The organism is Rhodococcus sp. P4_C10 (assembly GCF_056402135.1).
In genome coordinates, this window is sequence record NZ_JBFUHZ010000007.1 from 70,516 (window position 1) to 83,280 (window position 12,765).

13 protein-coding genes are annotated in these 12,765 nt (G+C 70.9%); 5 read left to right on the forward strand and 8 right to left on the reverse strand.

The window, feature by feature from the left end:
• The first annotated feature begins 8 nt into the window (after window positions 1–8).
• The 3 genes from cysT to AC1DWC_RS06030 are packed head-to-tail and all read left to right on the forward strand — an operon-like array spanning window position 9 to window position 2,676.
• Window positions 9–884 (forward strand): sulfate ABC transporter permease subunit CysT, encoded by an 876-nt coding sequence (gene cysT, locus AC1DWC_RS06020; protein WP_477906677.1) that lies wholly within the window; start codon window positions 9–11, stop codon window positions 882–884.
• A 26-nt stretch (window positions 885–910) separates the two neighbouring features.
• Window positions 911–1,687 carry a sulfate ABC transporter permease subunit CysW gene (cysW, locus tag AC1DWC_RS06025; protein WP_092776183.1) on the forward strand — a complete coding sequence of 259 codons (777 nt, stop codon included), beginning with the start codon at window positions 911–913 and terminating at the stop codon, window positions 1,685–1,687.
• Window positions 1,684–2,676 (forward strand): sulfate/molybdate ABC transporter ATP-binding protein, encoded by a 993-nt coding sequence (locus tag AC1DWC_RS06030; RefSeq protein WP_477906606.1) that lies wholly within the window; start codon window positions 1,684–1,686, stop codon window positions 2,674–2,676. The genes cysW and AC1DWC_RS06030 overlap by 4 nt, the downstream gene beginning before the upstream one ends.
• A 69-nt stretch (window positions 2,677–2,745) precedes the next feature.
• Here AC1DWC_RS06030 and AC1DWC_RS06035 read toward each other — a convergent pair whose 3' ends face one another.
• Together AC1DWC_RS06035 and AC1DWC_RS06040 are read right to left on the reverse strand one after the other, a co-directional pair.
• Window positions 2,746–3,348, reverse strand: coding sequence for a superoxide dismutase (locus AC1DWC_RS06035; RefSeq protein WP_477839659.1), 603 nt, complete (start codon window positions 3,346–3,348; stop codon window positions 2,746–2,748).
• Window positions 3,349–3,492: 144 nt separating this feature from the next.
• Window positions 3,493–4,389, reverse strand: coding sequence for a universal stress protein (locus AC1DWC_RS06040; RefSeq protein ID WP_477906607.1), 897 nt, complete (start codon window positions 4,387–4,389; stop codon window positions 3,493–3,495).
• A gap of 208 nt (window positions 4,390–4,597) precedes the next feature.
• Here AC1DWC_RS06040 and AC1DWC_RS06045 point away from each other — a divergent pair, with 208 nt between their 5' ends.
• Window positions 4,598–5,584 carry a diaminopimelate dehydrogenase gene (locus AC1DWC_RS06045; protein ID WP_477906608.1) on the forward strand — a complete coding sequence of 329 codons (987 nt, stop codon included), beginning with the start codon at window positions 4,598–4,600 and terminating at the stop codon, window positions 5,582–5,584.
• 29 nt (window positions 5,585–5,613) lie between these two features.
• On the opposite strand, the gene AC1DWC_RS06050 is transcribed toward AC1DWC_RS06045, so the two are convergent.
• The 6 genes from AC1DWC_RS06050 to AC1DWC_RS06075 form a co-directional block, all read right to left on the reverse strand.
• Window positions 5,614–6,387 carry a sirohydrochlorin chelatase gene (locus AC1DWC_RS06050; protein WP_477906609.1) on the reverse strand — a complete coding sequence of 258 codons (774 nt, stop codon included), beginning with the start codon at window positions 6,385–6,387 and terminating at the stop codon, window positions 5,614–5,616.
• Window positions 6,388–6,389: 2 nt separating this feature from the next.
• Window positions 6,390–7,676 (reverse strand): sulfate adenylyltransferase subunit 1, encoded by a 1,287-nt coding sequence (locus tag AC1DWC_RS06055; RefSeq protein ID WP_477839652.1) that lies wholly within the window; start codon window positions 7,674–7,676, stop codon window positions 6,390–6,392.
• Entirely contained in the window at window positions 7,676–8,611 is a 936-nt protein-coding gene (gene cysD, locus AC1DWC_RS06060) for a sulfate adenylyltransferase subunit CysD (RefSeq protein WP_072845879.1), read from the reverse strand. The genes AC1DWC_RS06055 and cysD overlap by 1 nt, the downstream gene beginning before the upstream one ends.
• Window positions 8,608–9,321, reverse strand: coding sequence for a phosphoadenylyl-sulfate reductase (locus AC1DWC_RS06065; RefSeq protein WP_477906610.1), 714 nt, complete (start codon window positions 9,319–9,321; stop codon window positions 8,608–8,610). Before AC1DWC_RS06065 ends, cysD begins: the two co-directional genes overlap by 4 nt.
• A complete protein-coding gene (locus tag AC1DWC_RS06070; protein WP_477906611.1) occupies window positions 9,318–11,024 on the reverse strand; it encodes a nitrite/sulfite reductase in 1,707 nt (568 codons plus the stop codon). The genes AC1DWC_RS06065 and AC1DWC_RS06070 overlap by 4 nt, the downstream gene beginning before the upstream one ends.
• A gap of 116 nt (window positions 11,025–11,140) precedes the next feature.
• Complete coding sequence (locus tag AC1DWC_RS06075) at window positions 11,141–11,224, reverse strand: Ms4527A family Cys-rich leader peptide (protein WP_477840391.1); 84 nt, start codon at window positions 11,222–11,224, stop codon at window positions 11,141–11,143.
• Window positions 11,225–11,481: 257 nt separating this feature from the next.
• Between AC1DWC_RS06075 and hemW the strand changes: the two genes are divergently transcribed.
• A complete protein-coding gene (hemW, locus tag AC1DWC_RS06080) occupies window positions 11,482–12,708 on the forward strand; it encodes a radical SAM family heme chaperone HemW (protein ID WP_477906678.1) in 1,227 nt (408 codons plus the stop codon).
• Window positions 12,709–12,765 lie beyond the last annotated feature (57 nt).

Here is a 12,765-nt window from a genome sequence, read left to right on the forward strand (position 1 = left end):
TGTCCCAGATCGGCTCCCCGTCGGCCGCCGACGTCGCGTCCGGCCCGGCGCCCGCGCCGAAGGCCCGGCGGCGCCGCGGCTGGTCCTCGGTCACCGGCACCGTCGGCCCGCTCGGCATCGGCGTGGCGATGCTCTGGCTCAGCGTCATCGTGCTGCTGCCGCTCGCGGCGCTGACGGTGACCTCGCTCGAGGACGGACTGGCCGGCTTCTGGGAGGCGGTCACCAGCCCGGCGGCGCTTGCGTCGCTGCGGATCACCATCGGCGTGTCCGTGGTGGTGGCCCTGATCAACGTGGTGATGGGCACCCTGATCGCGTGGGTGCTGGTGCGCGACGAGTTCCCCGGCAAGCGCGTCGTCAACGCGCTGATCGACCTGCCGTTCGCGCTGCCGACGATCGTGGCGAGCATCGTGCTGCTCTCGCTGTACGGCCCGAACAGCCCGGTGCACATCGAGCTCAACGCGACCCAGCCCGGCCTGGTGGTGGCGCTGGCGTTCGTGACGCTGCCGTTCGTGGTCCGGTCGGTGCAGCCGGTGCTGATCGAACTCGACCGGGACGTCGAGCAGGCCGCGGCGTCGCTCGGCGCGAGCAACCTGACGATCTTCCGGAAGGTGGTGCTGCCGACGCTCGCCCCGGCGATGATCGGCGGCGCGGGGCTGGCGTTCGCCCGGGCCATCGGCGAGTACGGCTCGGTGGTCCTGATCGGCGGCAACATCCCGCACGAGACCCAGATGGCCTCGCAGCTGATCCAGCAGCGCATCGAGATCGACCGGCCGGTCGACGCCGCCGCGATCTCGGTGGCGTTGCTGGCGATCTCGTTCCTGACGCTGCTCGTGCTGCGTGTGGTGGCCGGCCGTAACCAGCGACGTCAGGAGCATTCCCAGTGAACGTCTCGACCCCGGCCCGGCTGAGCATGCGGGTGGTCGCGCTCGGCTACCTGTTCATGCTGCTGCTGGTGCCGATCATGGTGATCCTGTGGCGCACCTTCGAGCGCGGCATCGCCTCGTTCATCGAGGCGATCTCCACGCCGGCGGCCATCTCGGCGCTGAACCTGTCGCTGCTGATCGTGGCCATCGTGGTGCCGATCAACGTGGCGTTCGGCGTGGTCACGGCGCTGGCGCTGGTCCGGGGCCGGTTCCCCGGCCGCGGGCTGATGCAGGCGCTGGTGGACCTGCCGTTCGCGGTGTCCCCGATCGTGGTCGGCGTCTCGCTGATCCTGCTGTGGGGCGTCAACGGCTGGTTCGGTGCGCTCGACTCGTGGGGGTTCCAGGTCATCTTCGGCCTGCCCGGCATGGTGCTGGCGACCATCTTCGTCACGCTGCCGTTCGTGGTGCGTGAGGTCGAACCGGTGCTGCACGAGATCGGCGACGAGCAGGAACAGGCCGCGGCCACCCTCGGGGCGTCCAAGTGGCAGACCTTCTGGCGGATCACGCTGCCGGCGATCCGGTGGGGACTGACCTACGGCGTGGTGCTCACCGTGGCCCGCGCGCTCGGCGAGTTCGGCGCGGTGATCATGGTCTCGTCCGGGTTCCCGGGCGTCTCCCAGACCCTGACGCTGCTGGTGCACTCGCGCTACATCGACGACCACAACACCTACGGCGCGTACTGCGCGGCGACACTGCTGATGGGCATCGCCCTGGTGACGCTGCTGCTGATGACGCTGCTGGACCGCAAGAGGAGCAACGCATGATCTCCGTGATCGGGGCGCGAAAGAACTACGGCGACTTCGCCGCGCTGGACGACCTGACCCTGGAGATCCCGGCCGGGTCGCTGACCGCGCTGCTGGGGCCGTCGGGCTCGGGGAAGTCGACGCTGCTGCGGTCGATCGCCGGCCTGGAGAACCCGGACGGCGGCACCATCACCATCGCCGGCAAGGACGTGACCGGCGTGCCGCCGCAGAAGCGGGACATCGGGTTCGTCTTCCAGCACTACGCGGCGTTCAAGCACATGACGGTGCGGGACAACGTCGCGTTCGGCCTGAAGATCCGCAAGCGGCCGAAGAACGAGATCACCAAGAAGGTCAACGACCTGCTCGAGATCGTCGGTCTCGACGGGTTCCAGCACCGCTACCCGGCGCAGCTGTCGGGTGGTCAGCGTCAGCGGATGGCGCTGGCCCGCGCGCTGGCGGTGGACCCGCAGGTGCTGCTGCTCGACGAGCCGTTCGGCGCGCTCGACGCCAAGGTGCGCGAGGACCTGCGGACCTGGTTGCGGCGCCTGCACGACGAGGTGCACGTGACCACCGTGTTGGTCACCCACGACCAGGAGGAGGCGCTCGACGTCGCCGACCGGATCGCGGTGCTCAACAAGGGGCGGATCGAGCAGGTCGGGACCCCGCGGGACCTCTACGACCGGCCGGCGAACCACTTCGTGATGTCGTTCCTCGGTCCGGTGGCCAAGCTCAACGGCCAGCTGGTCCGGCCGCACGACATCCGCGTCGGGCGCGACCCGAGCATGGCGGTCGCCCAGAAGGCCGGCACCGCGGAGTCCGCGGGCGTCACCCGCGCCACGGTCGAGCGGGTGGTGCACCTCGGGTTCGAGGTGCGGGTGGAGCTGCGCAACGCGGCCACCGGCGACCTGTTCGCCGCGCAGGTGACCCGCGGCGACAGCGAGGCGCTGCAGCTGCAGGAGGGCGAGACCGTCTACGCCCGCGCCACGCTGATCCCCGCCATCCCGTCCTGAGGCGGCTGCGCCGCCCGTGCGCCTTTCTGGTCGCTCCAGCCACCAGAAAGGCGCACAGGCACGCAGTGCCTAGGCGGTGGCGGCCGCGAAGCGCTCGGCCACGTCGGCCCAGTTCACGACGTTCCAGTAGGCCTTGACGTAGTCGGCCTTGACGTTGCGGTACTGCAGGTAGAAGGCGTGCTCCCACATGTCGAGCATGAGCACGGGGGTGATCCCGATGCTGATGTTGCCCTGCTGGTCGGTGAGCTGCTCGACGACCAGTCGCCGGCCGATCGCGTCCCACGCCAGCACCGCCCAGCCGGAGCCCTGCAGGGTGTTGGCGACCGCGGTGAAGTGGGCGACGAACTTGTCGAACGAACCGAAGTCGGAGTCGATCGCGGCGGCCAGTTCGCCGGTCGGCCGGTCACCGCCGTTCGGCGAGAGGTTCTTCCAGAAGATCGAGTGGTTGGTGTGGCCGCCGAGGTGGAAGGCGAGGTTCTTGCTCAGCAGCGGCGCCTTCGTGGCGATGGTGCCGTCCTCGCGGGCCTCGGCGAGCTGCTCGAGTGCGGTGTTGGCGCCGGCGACGTAGGCGGCGTGGTGCTTGCCGTGGTGCAGCTCCATGATCTCGCCGGAGATGTGGGGCTCGAGCGCCGAGTAGTCGTAGTCGAGTTCGGGCAGCACGTAGTTCGACATGGGGATCCTTTCGAGGGGGCCGGCGAGGGGTGATCAGACGGTGCGGACGAGGCGTCCGTTGCCGTGTCGATCTCGCGCCACCAACGCTAGGACCTCAACTCGGGTTGAGGTAAAGGAAGCATGTCGGACGTCACACCGGCGCCCTCACCCCTCGCGGCAGACCAGCACCGGGCACAACGCGTGATGGATCAGGCTCTGGCTGGTCGAGCCGATCAGCGAGGCGACGAACGGGTTGCGTCCGTGACTGCCCACGACCACCAGCTGGGCCTCCTCCGTGTGCTCGAGCAGCGCGACGTTCGGGCCGACCCGCTCCACGCTGCGGGTGACCTTCACGTCGGGGTACCGCTCGCCCCACCCCGCCAGGCGCTCGGCCAGGCGGGCGTCGCTGCGCTGCTCGTGGACCTCGAGATCGGAGAACCGCCTGGCCTCGGAGTAGCCGCCGAAGCCGGCGACCTCCCGCCAGCAGTGCACGGCGATCAGCGGGACCTCGAAGAAGGCCGCGAACTCGAAGGCGTGGGCCACCGCCAGGTCGCTGAGCTTGCTGCCGTCCACCCCCACCACGACGGGACGCGAGGCGGTGTCGTCGGGGGCATGGGTCCCGCGCCAGACGGCCACGGGGCACTTGGCGTTGTTCGCCACGCGGATGACGTCCGAGCCGAGGAAGACCGACTGCATCTCGCTGGTCCCGGCCCGGCCGAGCACCAGCATCCGCGCGGTCCGGGACAGGTCCACCAGCCCGCGGGCCGGTGGTCCGTGCTTGACGCTGCGCTCGACGACGACGTCGGGGTTGGCCTCGCGGACCGCCTTCTCGGCCGCGTCGAGCAGTTCGTCGCCCTCGGCCAGCAGCTGGTCGTCCAGCTTCTCCTCGGGTTCGGTGGACGTGCCGGCGGCAGATTTCGGCGTCTTGGGCAGCAGATGGGCCAGATGGAGCGGCTCGTCGAACCGTTGGGCGGCTCCCGCGGCCCATCGTGCGGCGTCCATTGCGCTGTCCGATCCGTCGATGCCTGCCACGATTCCGTGTCGGATCGGTGCTGTGGTCATCGTGGAGTCTCCTTTTGCCTCGACTCCAGTCTCTGCCAGTTCGACGGCGTACGCCAGAGGCAATCGGGGGCCCGGGCTGCTCACCGCGACGGCCATACCTCACAGTGTCCCGCTCGGCGCTGTGAGGTGGGCGGTGTGGTCGCCGACCCGCTCGGTAGCGTGGGTCGGCGGACAGACGACGGCCGTCTGCCGTCAGGAGGCACGAGCAGTGAGCGCACAGATCCGGATCGGCATCGCGGGTTACGGAAACCTCGGTCGAGGAGTCGAGTCCGCGGTCGCGGCCAACCCGGACATGACCCTCGTGGGGGTGTTCACCCGGCGTGACCCGGCGACCGTGACGCCGCAGCTGCCGGGCACCCGGGTGTTCGGCTGGGACGCGCTGGCCGGGCAGGAGGACGAGGTCGACGTGCTGATCCTGTGCGGCGGCTCGAAGTCGGACCTGCCGGAGCAGGGCCCGGAACTGGCCGCCCGGTTCAACACGGTCGACAGCTTCGACACCCATGCCCGCATTCCCGAGTACCACGCCGCGGTGGACGCCCCCGCCCGCGCCGCCGGCCGGACGGCACTGATCTCCACCGGCTGGGACCCGGGCCTGTTCTCGATCAACCGGGTCTACGGCGAGGCCATCCTGCCGGTGGGCGAGACCTACACGTTCTGGGGCCGCGGAGTCAGCCAGGGGCATTCCGACGCGGTGCGCCGGGTGCCGGGCGTCGCGGCCGCCGTGCAGTACACGCTGCCGTCCGCGGACGCCATCGCCGAGGTGCGCAGCGGCACCCGGCCGACGTTGAGCACCCGGCAGAAGCACGTCCGCGAGTGCTTCGTGGTGCTCGCGGAGGGCGCCGACGCCGACGTGGTGCGCAAGTCGATCGTGACGATGCCCGACTACTTCGACGAGTACGACACCGCCGTGCACTTCGTCGACGCCGACGTCCTGGCGCGCGACCATGCGGGGATGCCGCACGGCGGGTTCGTGATCCGCAGCGGCGACACCGGAGGGGGCAACCGGCAGGTCGTCGAGTACAGCCTCAACCTGGGCAGCAACCCCGAGTTCACGGCCAGCGTCCTCACCGCCTACGCGCGCGCGGTGCACCGGATGAACGCCGCCGGGCAGATCGGTGCGCAGACCGTCTACGACGTGGCGCCCGGACTGCTCTCGCCGAAGTCGGCGGCGCAGTTGCGGGCCGAACTGCTCTGAGCCCCTGGCGGGTCAGGCGGAGCGTCGGGTCAGGCGGAGAGTTCGGTGCGGACCGCGGTGAACAGGTCCGCGGCGCCGGCGCGGTAGCGGTCCAGGGCCACCTCGGCCAGCAGCGGATGCGCACCGATCACGTCGGCGCGCAACGCGTCCGGGGCGTGCACGTCGGCGGTCGCGTCGATGCGGTCGGTGAGCAGGCCGGGCGCCAGGAACCAGGGCGCGATCACGATCTTGCCGGCGCCCCGTGACTGCAGGCGCGAGACCGCCTCCGGCAGTGCGGGTCCGGCGGTGGCGAAGCAGGTCGCCACGCCGGACCACCCGGTGCCGGCCAGCAGCCGGGGGCCGATCGCTGCGGTCCGCGCGTTGGCCGTCTCGGACGACGAGCCGACCGCCGCCAGGACCACGCCGACCTCGGGGTCACCGAGCGTGGCCCCCGCGGCCACCGCCCGGTCGCGGACCGCCTCGACCAGGCGGTCGTCGTCGCCGAGCACCTCGGCCTGCACCAGGTCCAGGCCCGGGTGCCGCAAGGCGGCGGCGGCGAGCAGGCCCGGCAGGTCCACCCGGGCGTGGAACGCCCGGCCGAGCAGCAGGGGAACCACCACGGCGGCCGAGTGCCCCTGCACCGCCACGGTGTCGATCGTCTGGTCCACCGACGGCGCGGACAGGTCCAGGAAACACAGCCGCACGTCCAGGTCCGGTCGCCGGGCGCGGATCGCCGCCACGGCGGCCGCGACCGCCCGCGCGGAGCGGGGGTCGCGGCTGCCGTGGGCGACAGCGATCAGCGGGACGGCCGGCGTCGAGGACATCGCTAGACGCGCTCGCCGAGCTCGATGGCCGCGATGGCGTCGCCGACCAGGCCCGCGGCCAGCGTGTTGCCGCCCGCGGGGTCGATCAGCAGGAAGCTGCCGGTGTGCCGGTTGAGGCGGTAGTCGTCCGCCACGATCGGCTCCGCGACGCGCACCGAGATCTTGCCGATCTCGTTGAGCGCGAGCGTGTCCGGGTTCGCCTCGGTGGTGAGGTCCTGCTCGTCGAACCGCTCCACGATGGAGCCCACGATCGCCTGCGTGGTGCGGGTGCCGTGCTTGAGCAGCAGCCGGGCGCCGGGGCGCAGCGGCTTCTCCGCGAGCCAGCACACGGTGGCGTCGAACTCGCCGATCGGCTCCGGCGCGTCCTGCGGGGAGGCGATGGTGTCGCCGCGCGAGATGTCGACGTCGTCGGCGAGGATCAGCGTGACGCTGCGGCCGGCGTGCGCGGAGTCGAGCTCGCCGTCGGCGGTGTCGATGCGGGTCACCGTGGTGCGGATGCCCGAGGGCAGCACCACGACGTCGTCGCCCGGTGTGACCGACCCGGCGGCGACCTGACCGGCGTAGCCGCGGTAGTCGGGGAACTCGGCGGTGCGCGGCCGGATCACGTACTGCACGGGGAAGCGCAGGCCCACCCGGTGCGGTTCGGCGTCCACCGGGATCGACTCGAGGTGCTCGATCAGGGTGGGGCCGTCGTAGTACGGGGTGTTCTCCGAGCGCACCGCGACGTTGTCGCCGTGCAGCGCCGAGACCGGGATCTCCACGACGTCCTCGGCCGCCCAGCCCAGCGACGAGGTCAGCGACGTGAACTCGGCGCAGATGTCCGCGAACACCTGGGCCGGATCCTCGACGAGGTCGATCTTGTTGACCGCCAGCACCAGTCGCGGGACGCCCAGCAGGGCGAGCACCGCCGCGTGCTTGCGGGTCTGCGAGATGACGCCCTTGCGCGCGTCCACCAGCAGGATCACCAGCTGCGCGGTGGACGCGCCGGAGACCGTGTTGCGGGTGTACTGCACGTGGCCCGGGGTGTCGGCGAGGACGAACGTGCGGTTGGGCGTCGCGAAGTAGCGGTACGCCACGTCGATGGTGATGCCCTGCTCACGCTCGGCACGCAGGCCGTCGACCAGCAGCGACAGGTCCGGGGTATCCAGGCCGCGGTCCACCGAGGCCCGGGTGACGGCGTCGATCTGGTCGGCGAGCACGGATTTGGTGTCGTACAACAGCCGGCCCACCAGGGTGGACTTGCCGTCGTCGACGCTGCCCGCGGTAGCGAGCCTCAACAGGTCGCTCATCAGAAGTAGCCCTCTCGCTTGCGGTCTTCCATGGCCGCTTCGGAAACTCGGTCGTCGCCTCGGGTGGCGCCGCGTTCGGTCAGTCGGGACGCGGCGACCTCGGCGAGGATCGCCTCGTTGTCGGCGGCCTCGGACAGCACCGCGCCGGTGGTCGAGCCGTCGCCGACGGTGCGGTAGCGCACCGAGAGCGTCTGCAGCTCTTCGTTCTCGGCGGGTCCGCCCCACACTCCGGGGGTCATCCACATGCCGTCGCGCTGGTAGACCGGGCGCTGGTGGGCGTAGTAGATGCTGGCGAGCTCGACGTTGTCGCGGGCGATGTACCGCCAGATGTCGAGCTCGGTGAAGTTGCTCAGCGGGAACACCCGGACCTGCTCGCCGGGGGAGTGCCGCCCGTTGTACAGGTTCCACAGCTCCGGACGCTGCTTCTTCGGGTCCCACTGCCCGAAGGAGTTGCGCAGCGAGAAGATCCGCTCCTTCGCGCGGGCCCGCTCCTCGTCGCGTCGGGCACCGCCGAAGACCGCGTCGAAGCGGTTCTCGGCGATCGCGTCGAGCAGCGGCACGGTCTGCAGCGGGTTCCGGATGCCGTCCGGCCGCTCGGTGAGCCGGCCGTCGGCGAGGTAGTCCTCCACCTTGGCCACGTGCAGGCGCAGGTTGTACTTGGCGACGACGTGGTCGCGGAAGTCCAGCACCTCCTGCAGGTTGTGCCCGGTGTCGACGTGCAGCAGCGCGAACGGCACCGGCGCGGGCCAGAAGGCCTTGATCGCCAGGTGCAGCAGCACCGTGGAGTCCTTGCCGCCGGAGAAGAGGATCACCGGGCGCTCGAACTCGCCGGCCACCTCCCGGAAGATGTGGATGGCCTCGGACTCGAGCGCGTCCAGTGTGTCGAAGGAGGCGCCGTCGAGAAGCGGTCGGATGTCGGTCAATTCAGCAGTCATGAGGCGTGCAACCCGCATTCTGTCTTGGACTGGCCGGCCCACCGTCCGCTGCGCGGATCGGAGCCGGGTGCTGGCTTGGCGGTGCAGGGTGCGCACCCGATGGACGGATAGCCCTCGTCGACAAGCGGATTCACCAGAATCGAGTGCTTGTCGATGTAGGCCTGCATGTCGTCGTCGGACCAGGCGGCGATCGGGTTGATCTTCACCAGTCCGAAGGCGTCGTCGAACGAGATCAGCGGCGCGTTGGCCCGGGTGGGGGCCTCCACCCGCCGGATCCCGGTGACCCAGGCGCGGTAGTTCTGCAGGGTGGCCTTGAGCGGCGCCACCTTGCGCAGCGCGCAGCAGCGGGCGGCGTCCCGGGCGAAGAGGTCCTTGCCCTCGGCCGCGTCCTGCTCGGCGACGCTGGCCTCGGCCGCGGCGTTGACGATCCGCGGTCCGTACACCGCCTCGACGGCGTCCCGGGTGCCGATGGTCTCCGCGAAGTGGTAGCCGGTGTCGAGGAAGAGCACGTCCACGCCGGGGTGCACCTGGGTCGCCAGGTGCACCAGCACGCCGTCCTGCATGTTCGACGCGACGATGAAGTCGTTGCCGAAGGTGTCCTCGGTCCACTGCAGCAGCTCGAGCGCGGACGCCCCGTCGAGGCTCGCCGCCCCCTGCGAGGCGAGCTCCCTCAGGTCGTCCTCGGTTGCGCTGGAAAGGTCGATGCTCATCGCAGGTCCTCCTCGTCTGCTCGGACTGTCCACTCGGCGAAGCGCTCGCCCTCGTTGCGGTGCTTGACGAACTGACGCACCACGCGCTCGATGTAGTCGCCCAGCTCCTCGCTGGTCACCTTGTGCTGGCGCAGCTTGCGGCCGAAACCGGCGTCGAGGCCGAGGCTGCCGCCCAGGTGCACCTGGAAGCCCTCGATCTGGTTGCCCGCGCCGTCGTCGACGAGCATGCCCTTGAAGCCGATGTCGGCGATCTGGGACCGGCCGCAGGAGTTGGGGCAGCCGTTGATGTTCACCGTGATCGGCACGTCCAGGTTGGCGTTGACGTCCGCCAGGCGCTCCTCGAGTTCCGGTGCGAGCACCTGGGAGCGCTTTCGGGTCTCGGTGAAGGACAGCTTGCAGAACTCGATGCCGCTGCACGCCAACAGGTTTCGCCGCCAGTGCGACGGACGCCCGTGCAGGCCGAGCGGCTTGAGCTCCTCGATCAGCCATTCGACCTTGTCGTCCGGCACGTCGAGCACGATCAGCTTCTGGTACGGGGTGAAGCGGACGCGGTCGGAGCCGACGGCGGCCACCGCCTCGGCCACCTTGGTCAGGACGGTGCCCGACACCCGGCCCGCGATGGGGGAGAAGCCGATCGCGTTGAGCCCGTTGCGCAGCTTCTGCACGCCGATGTGGTCGATCGGCCGCTCCGGCTTCGCCGGTGCCGGGCCGTCGATCAGCTTCCGCTTCAGGTACTCGGTCTCGAGCACCTCGCGGAACTTCTCGATGCCCCAGTCCTTGATCAGGAACTTCAGCCGCGCCTTGGAACGCAGCCGGCGGTAGCCGTAGTCGCGGAAGATCGAGACCACGGCCTCCCACACGTCCGGCACCTCGTCGAGCGGCACCCAGGCGCCGACGCGCTGCGCGAGCATCGGGTTGGTGGACAGCCCGCCGCCGACCCACAGGTCCAGGCCGGGGCCGTGCTCGGGGTGGTTGACGCCGACGAAGGCGACGTCGTTGATCTCGTGCACCACGTCCTGCTGGCCGGAGATGGCGGTCTTGAACTTGCGCGGCAGGTTCGAGTACTCGGGCTTGCCGATGTAGCGGCGCACGATCTCGTCGATCGCCGGGGTCGCGTCGAGAACCTCGTCGAGGGATTCGCCGGCCAGCGGGGAGCCGAGCACCACGCGCGGGCAGTCGCCGCAGGCCTCGGTGGTGTGCAGGCCGACGGACTCGAGGCGCTTCCAGATCTCCGGGACGTTCTCGATCTCGATCCAGTGGTACTGGACGTTCTCGCGGTCGGAGAGGTCGGCGGTGTCGCGACCGAACTCGGTGGAGATGCCGCCGAGGGTGCGCAGCTGCTCGACGTTCAGGGCACCGGCGTCGCAGCGCACCCGCATCATGAAGTACCGGGCCTCGAGCAGGTCGATGTTCTCGTCGCCGGTGAAGGTGCCGTCGTAGCCCTGCTCGCGCTGGGTGTAGAGGCCCCACCAGCGCATCCGGCCACGCAGGTCGGACTTGTCGATGCTGTCGAAGCCCTGCTTCGAGTAGATGTTCTCGATGCGGGCGCGAACGTTGAGCGGGTTGTCGTCCTTCTTGGCCTGCTCGTTGGCGTTCAGGGGCTCGCGGTAGCCGAGGGCCCACTGGCCCTCGGCACGGGTCTTGACGGGGCGGGCGGCGCGCGCTGGGCGCGCGGGAGGTGAAGTGTCGACTGTCTGCGACATCGGGCGCTCCAAGATCTAGGGCGCCGGTCCTGAAGAGGGCATGCAGTCACAAGGAGGGCTGTCCCCGTGCCACATCCGAGACCGGCCGGGACAACAAGGGGGCTGGCGGAATGCGTCTACGCAGAGAAGGGCAGACAGCTACAGACACGCTTGAGATCGACGTGGCGTCGAGCCACGAGCGCAATCCCAAGTCCGGTCACAGTCGCTATCGTGCCAGATCAGCTCCGCAAAGCCGACCCCCTGGCGGTATTTCCCCCGAAACTGGGGGAAATGCGCAGGCAGGGGCCGGTGTGATCCGTGACACATCGGCGCGGAACCGGTCTGGCCGGGGTGGAGGCGGTCGGGACCCGGGAGTTCGGCGGGGGCGGGTCCGCGGCGATGGGACACTGGAGGGGTGAGTACAGCCCGCGGCACGACCAGCGACATCAGTGGACCGACGACAGCACCGGCGGCCGGTGTGGGCGGGGCTGACGGGCAACCGGACTTCGTGCTGTCGGCCGACGCGCTGGCGGGGGTGGGGACGCGGCCCTTCGGCATCTACGTGCACGTCCCGTTCTGCGCGACCCGCTGCGGGTACTGCGACTTCAACACCTACACCGCCGGTGAGCTCGGCACCTCGGCGTCGCCGCAGTCCTGGCTCGAGGGCCTGCGGCGCGAACTCGACGCGGGGGCAAGGATGCTCGGCTCCGCAGGCGGCGCCGTCCCGGCCGCGCAGACGGTGTTCGTCGGCGGCGGCACGCCGTCGCTGCTCGGCGGCGACGGACTGGCCGACGTGCTCGGCGCGGTCCGCGACAGCTTCGGCCTGGCCCCGGGCGCCGAGGTGACCACCGAGTCGAACCCGGAGTCCACCTCGCCCGAGTTCTTCGGCCGGATCCGGGACGCGGGGTACACCCGGGTCTCGCTGGGCATGCAGTCCGCCGCCGCGCACGTGCTCGCGGTGCTCGACCGCACCCACACCCCCGGGCGGGCGGCCGCCGCGGCGCTCGAGGCGCGGGCCGCGGGCTTCGAGCACGTCAACCTGGACATGATCTACGGCACACCCGGCGAACGCGACGAGGACCTGGACGCGACCCTGGCGGCGGTGCTCTCCGCGGGGGTCGACCACGTCTCGGCGTACGCGCTGATCGTCGAGGACGGCACCGCGCTGGCCCGCCGGGTACGCCGCGGCGAGCTGCCCGCGCCCGACGACGACGTCCTCGCGTCCCGGTACGAGCGGATCGACGCGACGCTCGCCGGCGCCGGCCTGAGCTGGTACGAGGTGTCCAACTGGGCGGCGGACGGCGGCGTCGCGGTCGACGGTGACACCGCGGCCTGCCGGCACAACCTCGGCTACTGGGACGGCGGCGACTGGTGGGGCGCCGGTCCGGGCGCGCACAGCCACGTCGGCGGGGTGCGCTGGTGGAACGTCAAGCACCCGGCGCGCTACGCCGACCAGCTGGCGTCGGGCCGGCTGCCGGTGGGCGGCAGCGAGGTGCTCACCGCCGAGGACCGGCACACCGAGCGGGTGATGCTGGCACTGCGGCTGCGGACCGGGCTGCCGGTGACGGACCTGGACGCCGGCGAACTCGCCGCCGCCGAGCAGGCGGTCGCGGACGGGCTGCTGGTGCGCGGCGACGGCCACCTGGTGCTCACCGACCGCGGCCGGCTGCTCGCCGACGCCGTGGTGCGCGACATCCTGAGCTGACCGGCACGCGGCCGGCCGCGGGAACCCGCGGCCCTCCGTAGAATCGACGGTGGGGCG

Excerpts from the sequence above, each read along its gene's own strand:
- AC1DWC_RS06035 (WP_477839659.1), bottom strand. The coding sequence starts at position 3,348 with ATGTCGAACTACGTGCTGCCCGAACTCGACTACGACTACTCGGCGCTC.
- AC1DWC_RS06065 (WP_477906610.1), bottom strand. The coding sequence starts at position 9,321 with ATGAGCATCGACCTTTCCAGCGCAACCGAGGACGACCTGAGGGAGCTC.
- AC1DWC_RS06050 (WP_477906609.1), bottom strand. The coding sequence starts at position 6,387 with ATGTCCTCGACGCCGGCCGTCCCGCTGATCGCTGTCGCCCACGGCAGC.
- AC1DWC_RS06030 (WP_477906606.1), top strand. The coding sequence starts at position 1,684 with ATGATCTCCGTGATCGGGGCGCGAAAGAACTACGGCGACTTCGCCGCG.
- AC1DWC_RS06070 (WP_477906611.1), bottom strand. The coding sequence starts at position 11,024 with ATGTCGCAGACAGTCGACACTTCACCTCCCGCGCGCCCAGCGCGCGCC.
- cysW (WP_092776183.1), top strand. The coding sequence starts at position 911 with ATGCGGGTGGTCGCGCTCGGCTACCTGTTCATGCTGCTGCTGGTGCCG.
- cysD (WP_072845879.1), bottom strand. The coding sequence starts at position 8,611 with ATGACTGCTGAATTGACCGACATCCGACCGCTTCTCGACGGCGCCTCC.
- AC1DWC_RS06040 (WP_477906607.1), bottom strand. The coding sequence starts at position 4,389 with ATGACCACAGCACCGATCCGACACGGAATCGTGGCAGGCATCGACGGA.
- AC1DWC_RS06055 (WP_477839652.1), bottom strand. The coding sequence starts at position 7,676 with ATGAGCGACCTGTTGAGGCTCGCTACCGCGGGCAGCGTCGACGACGGC.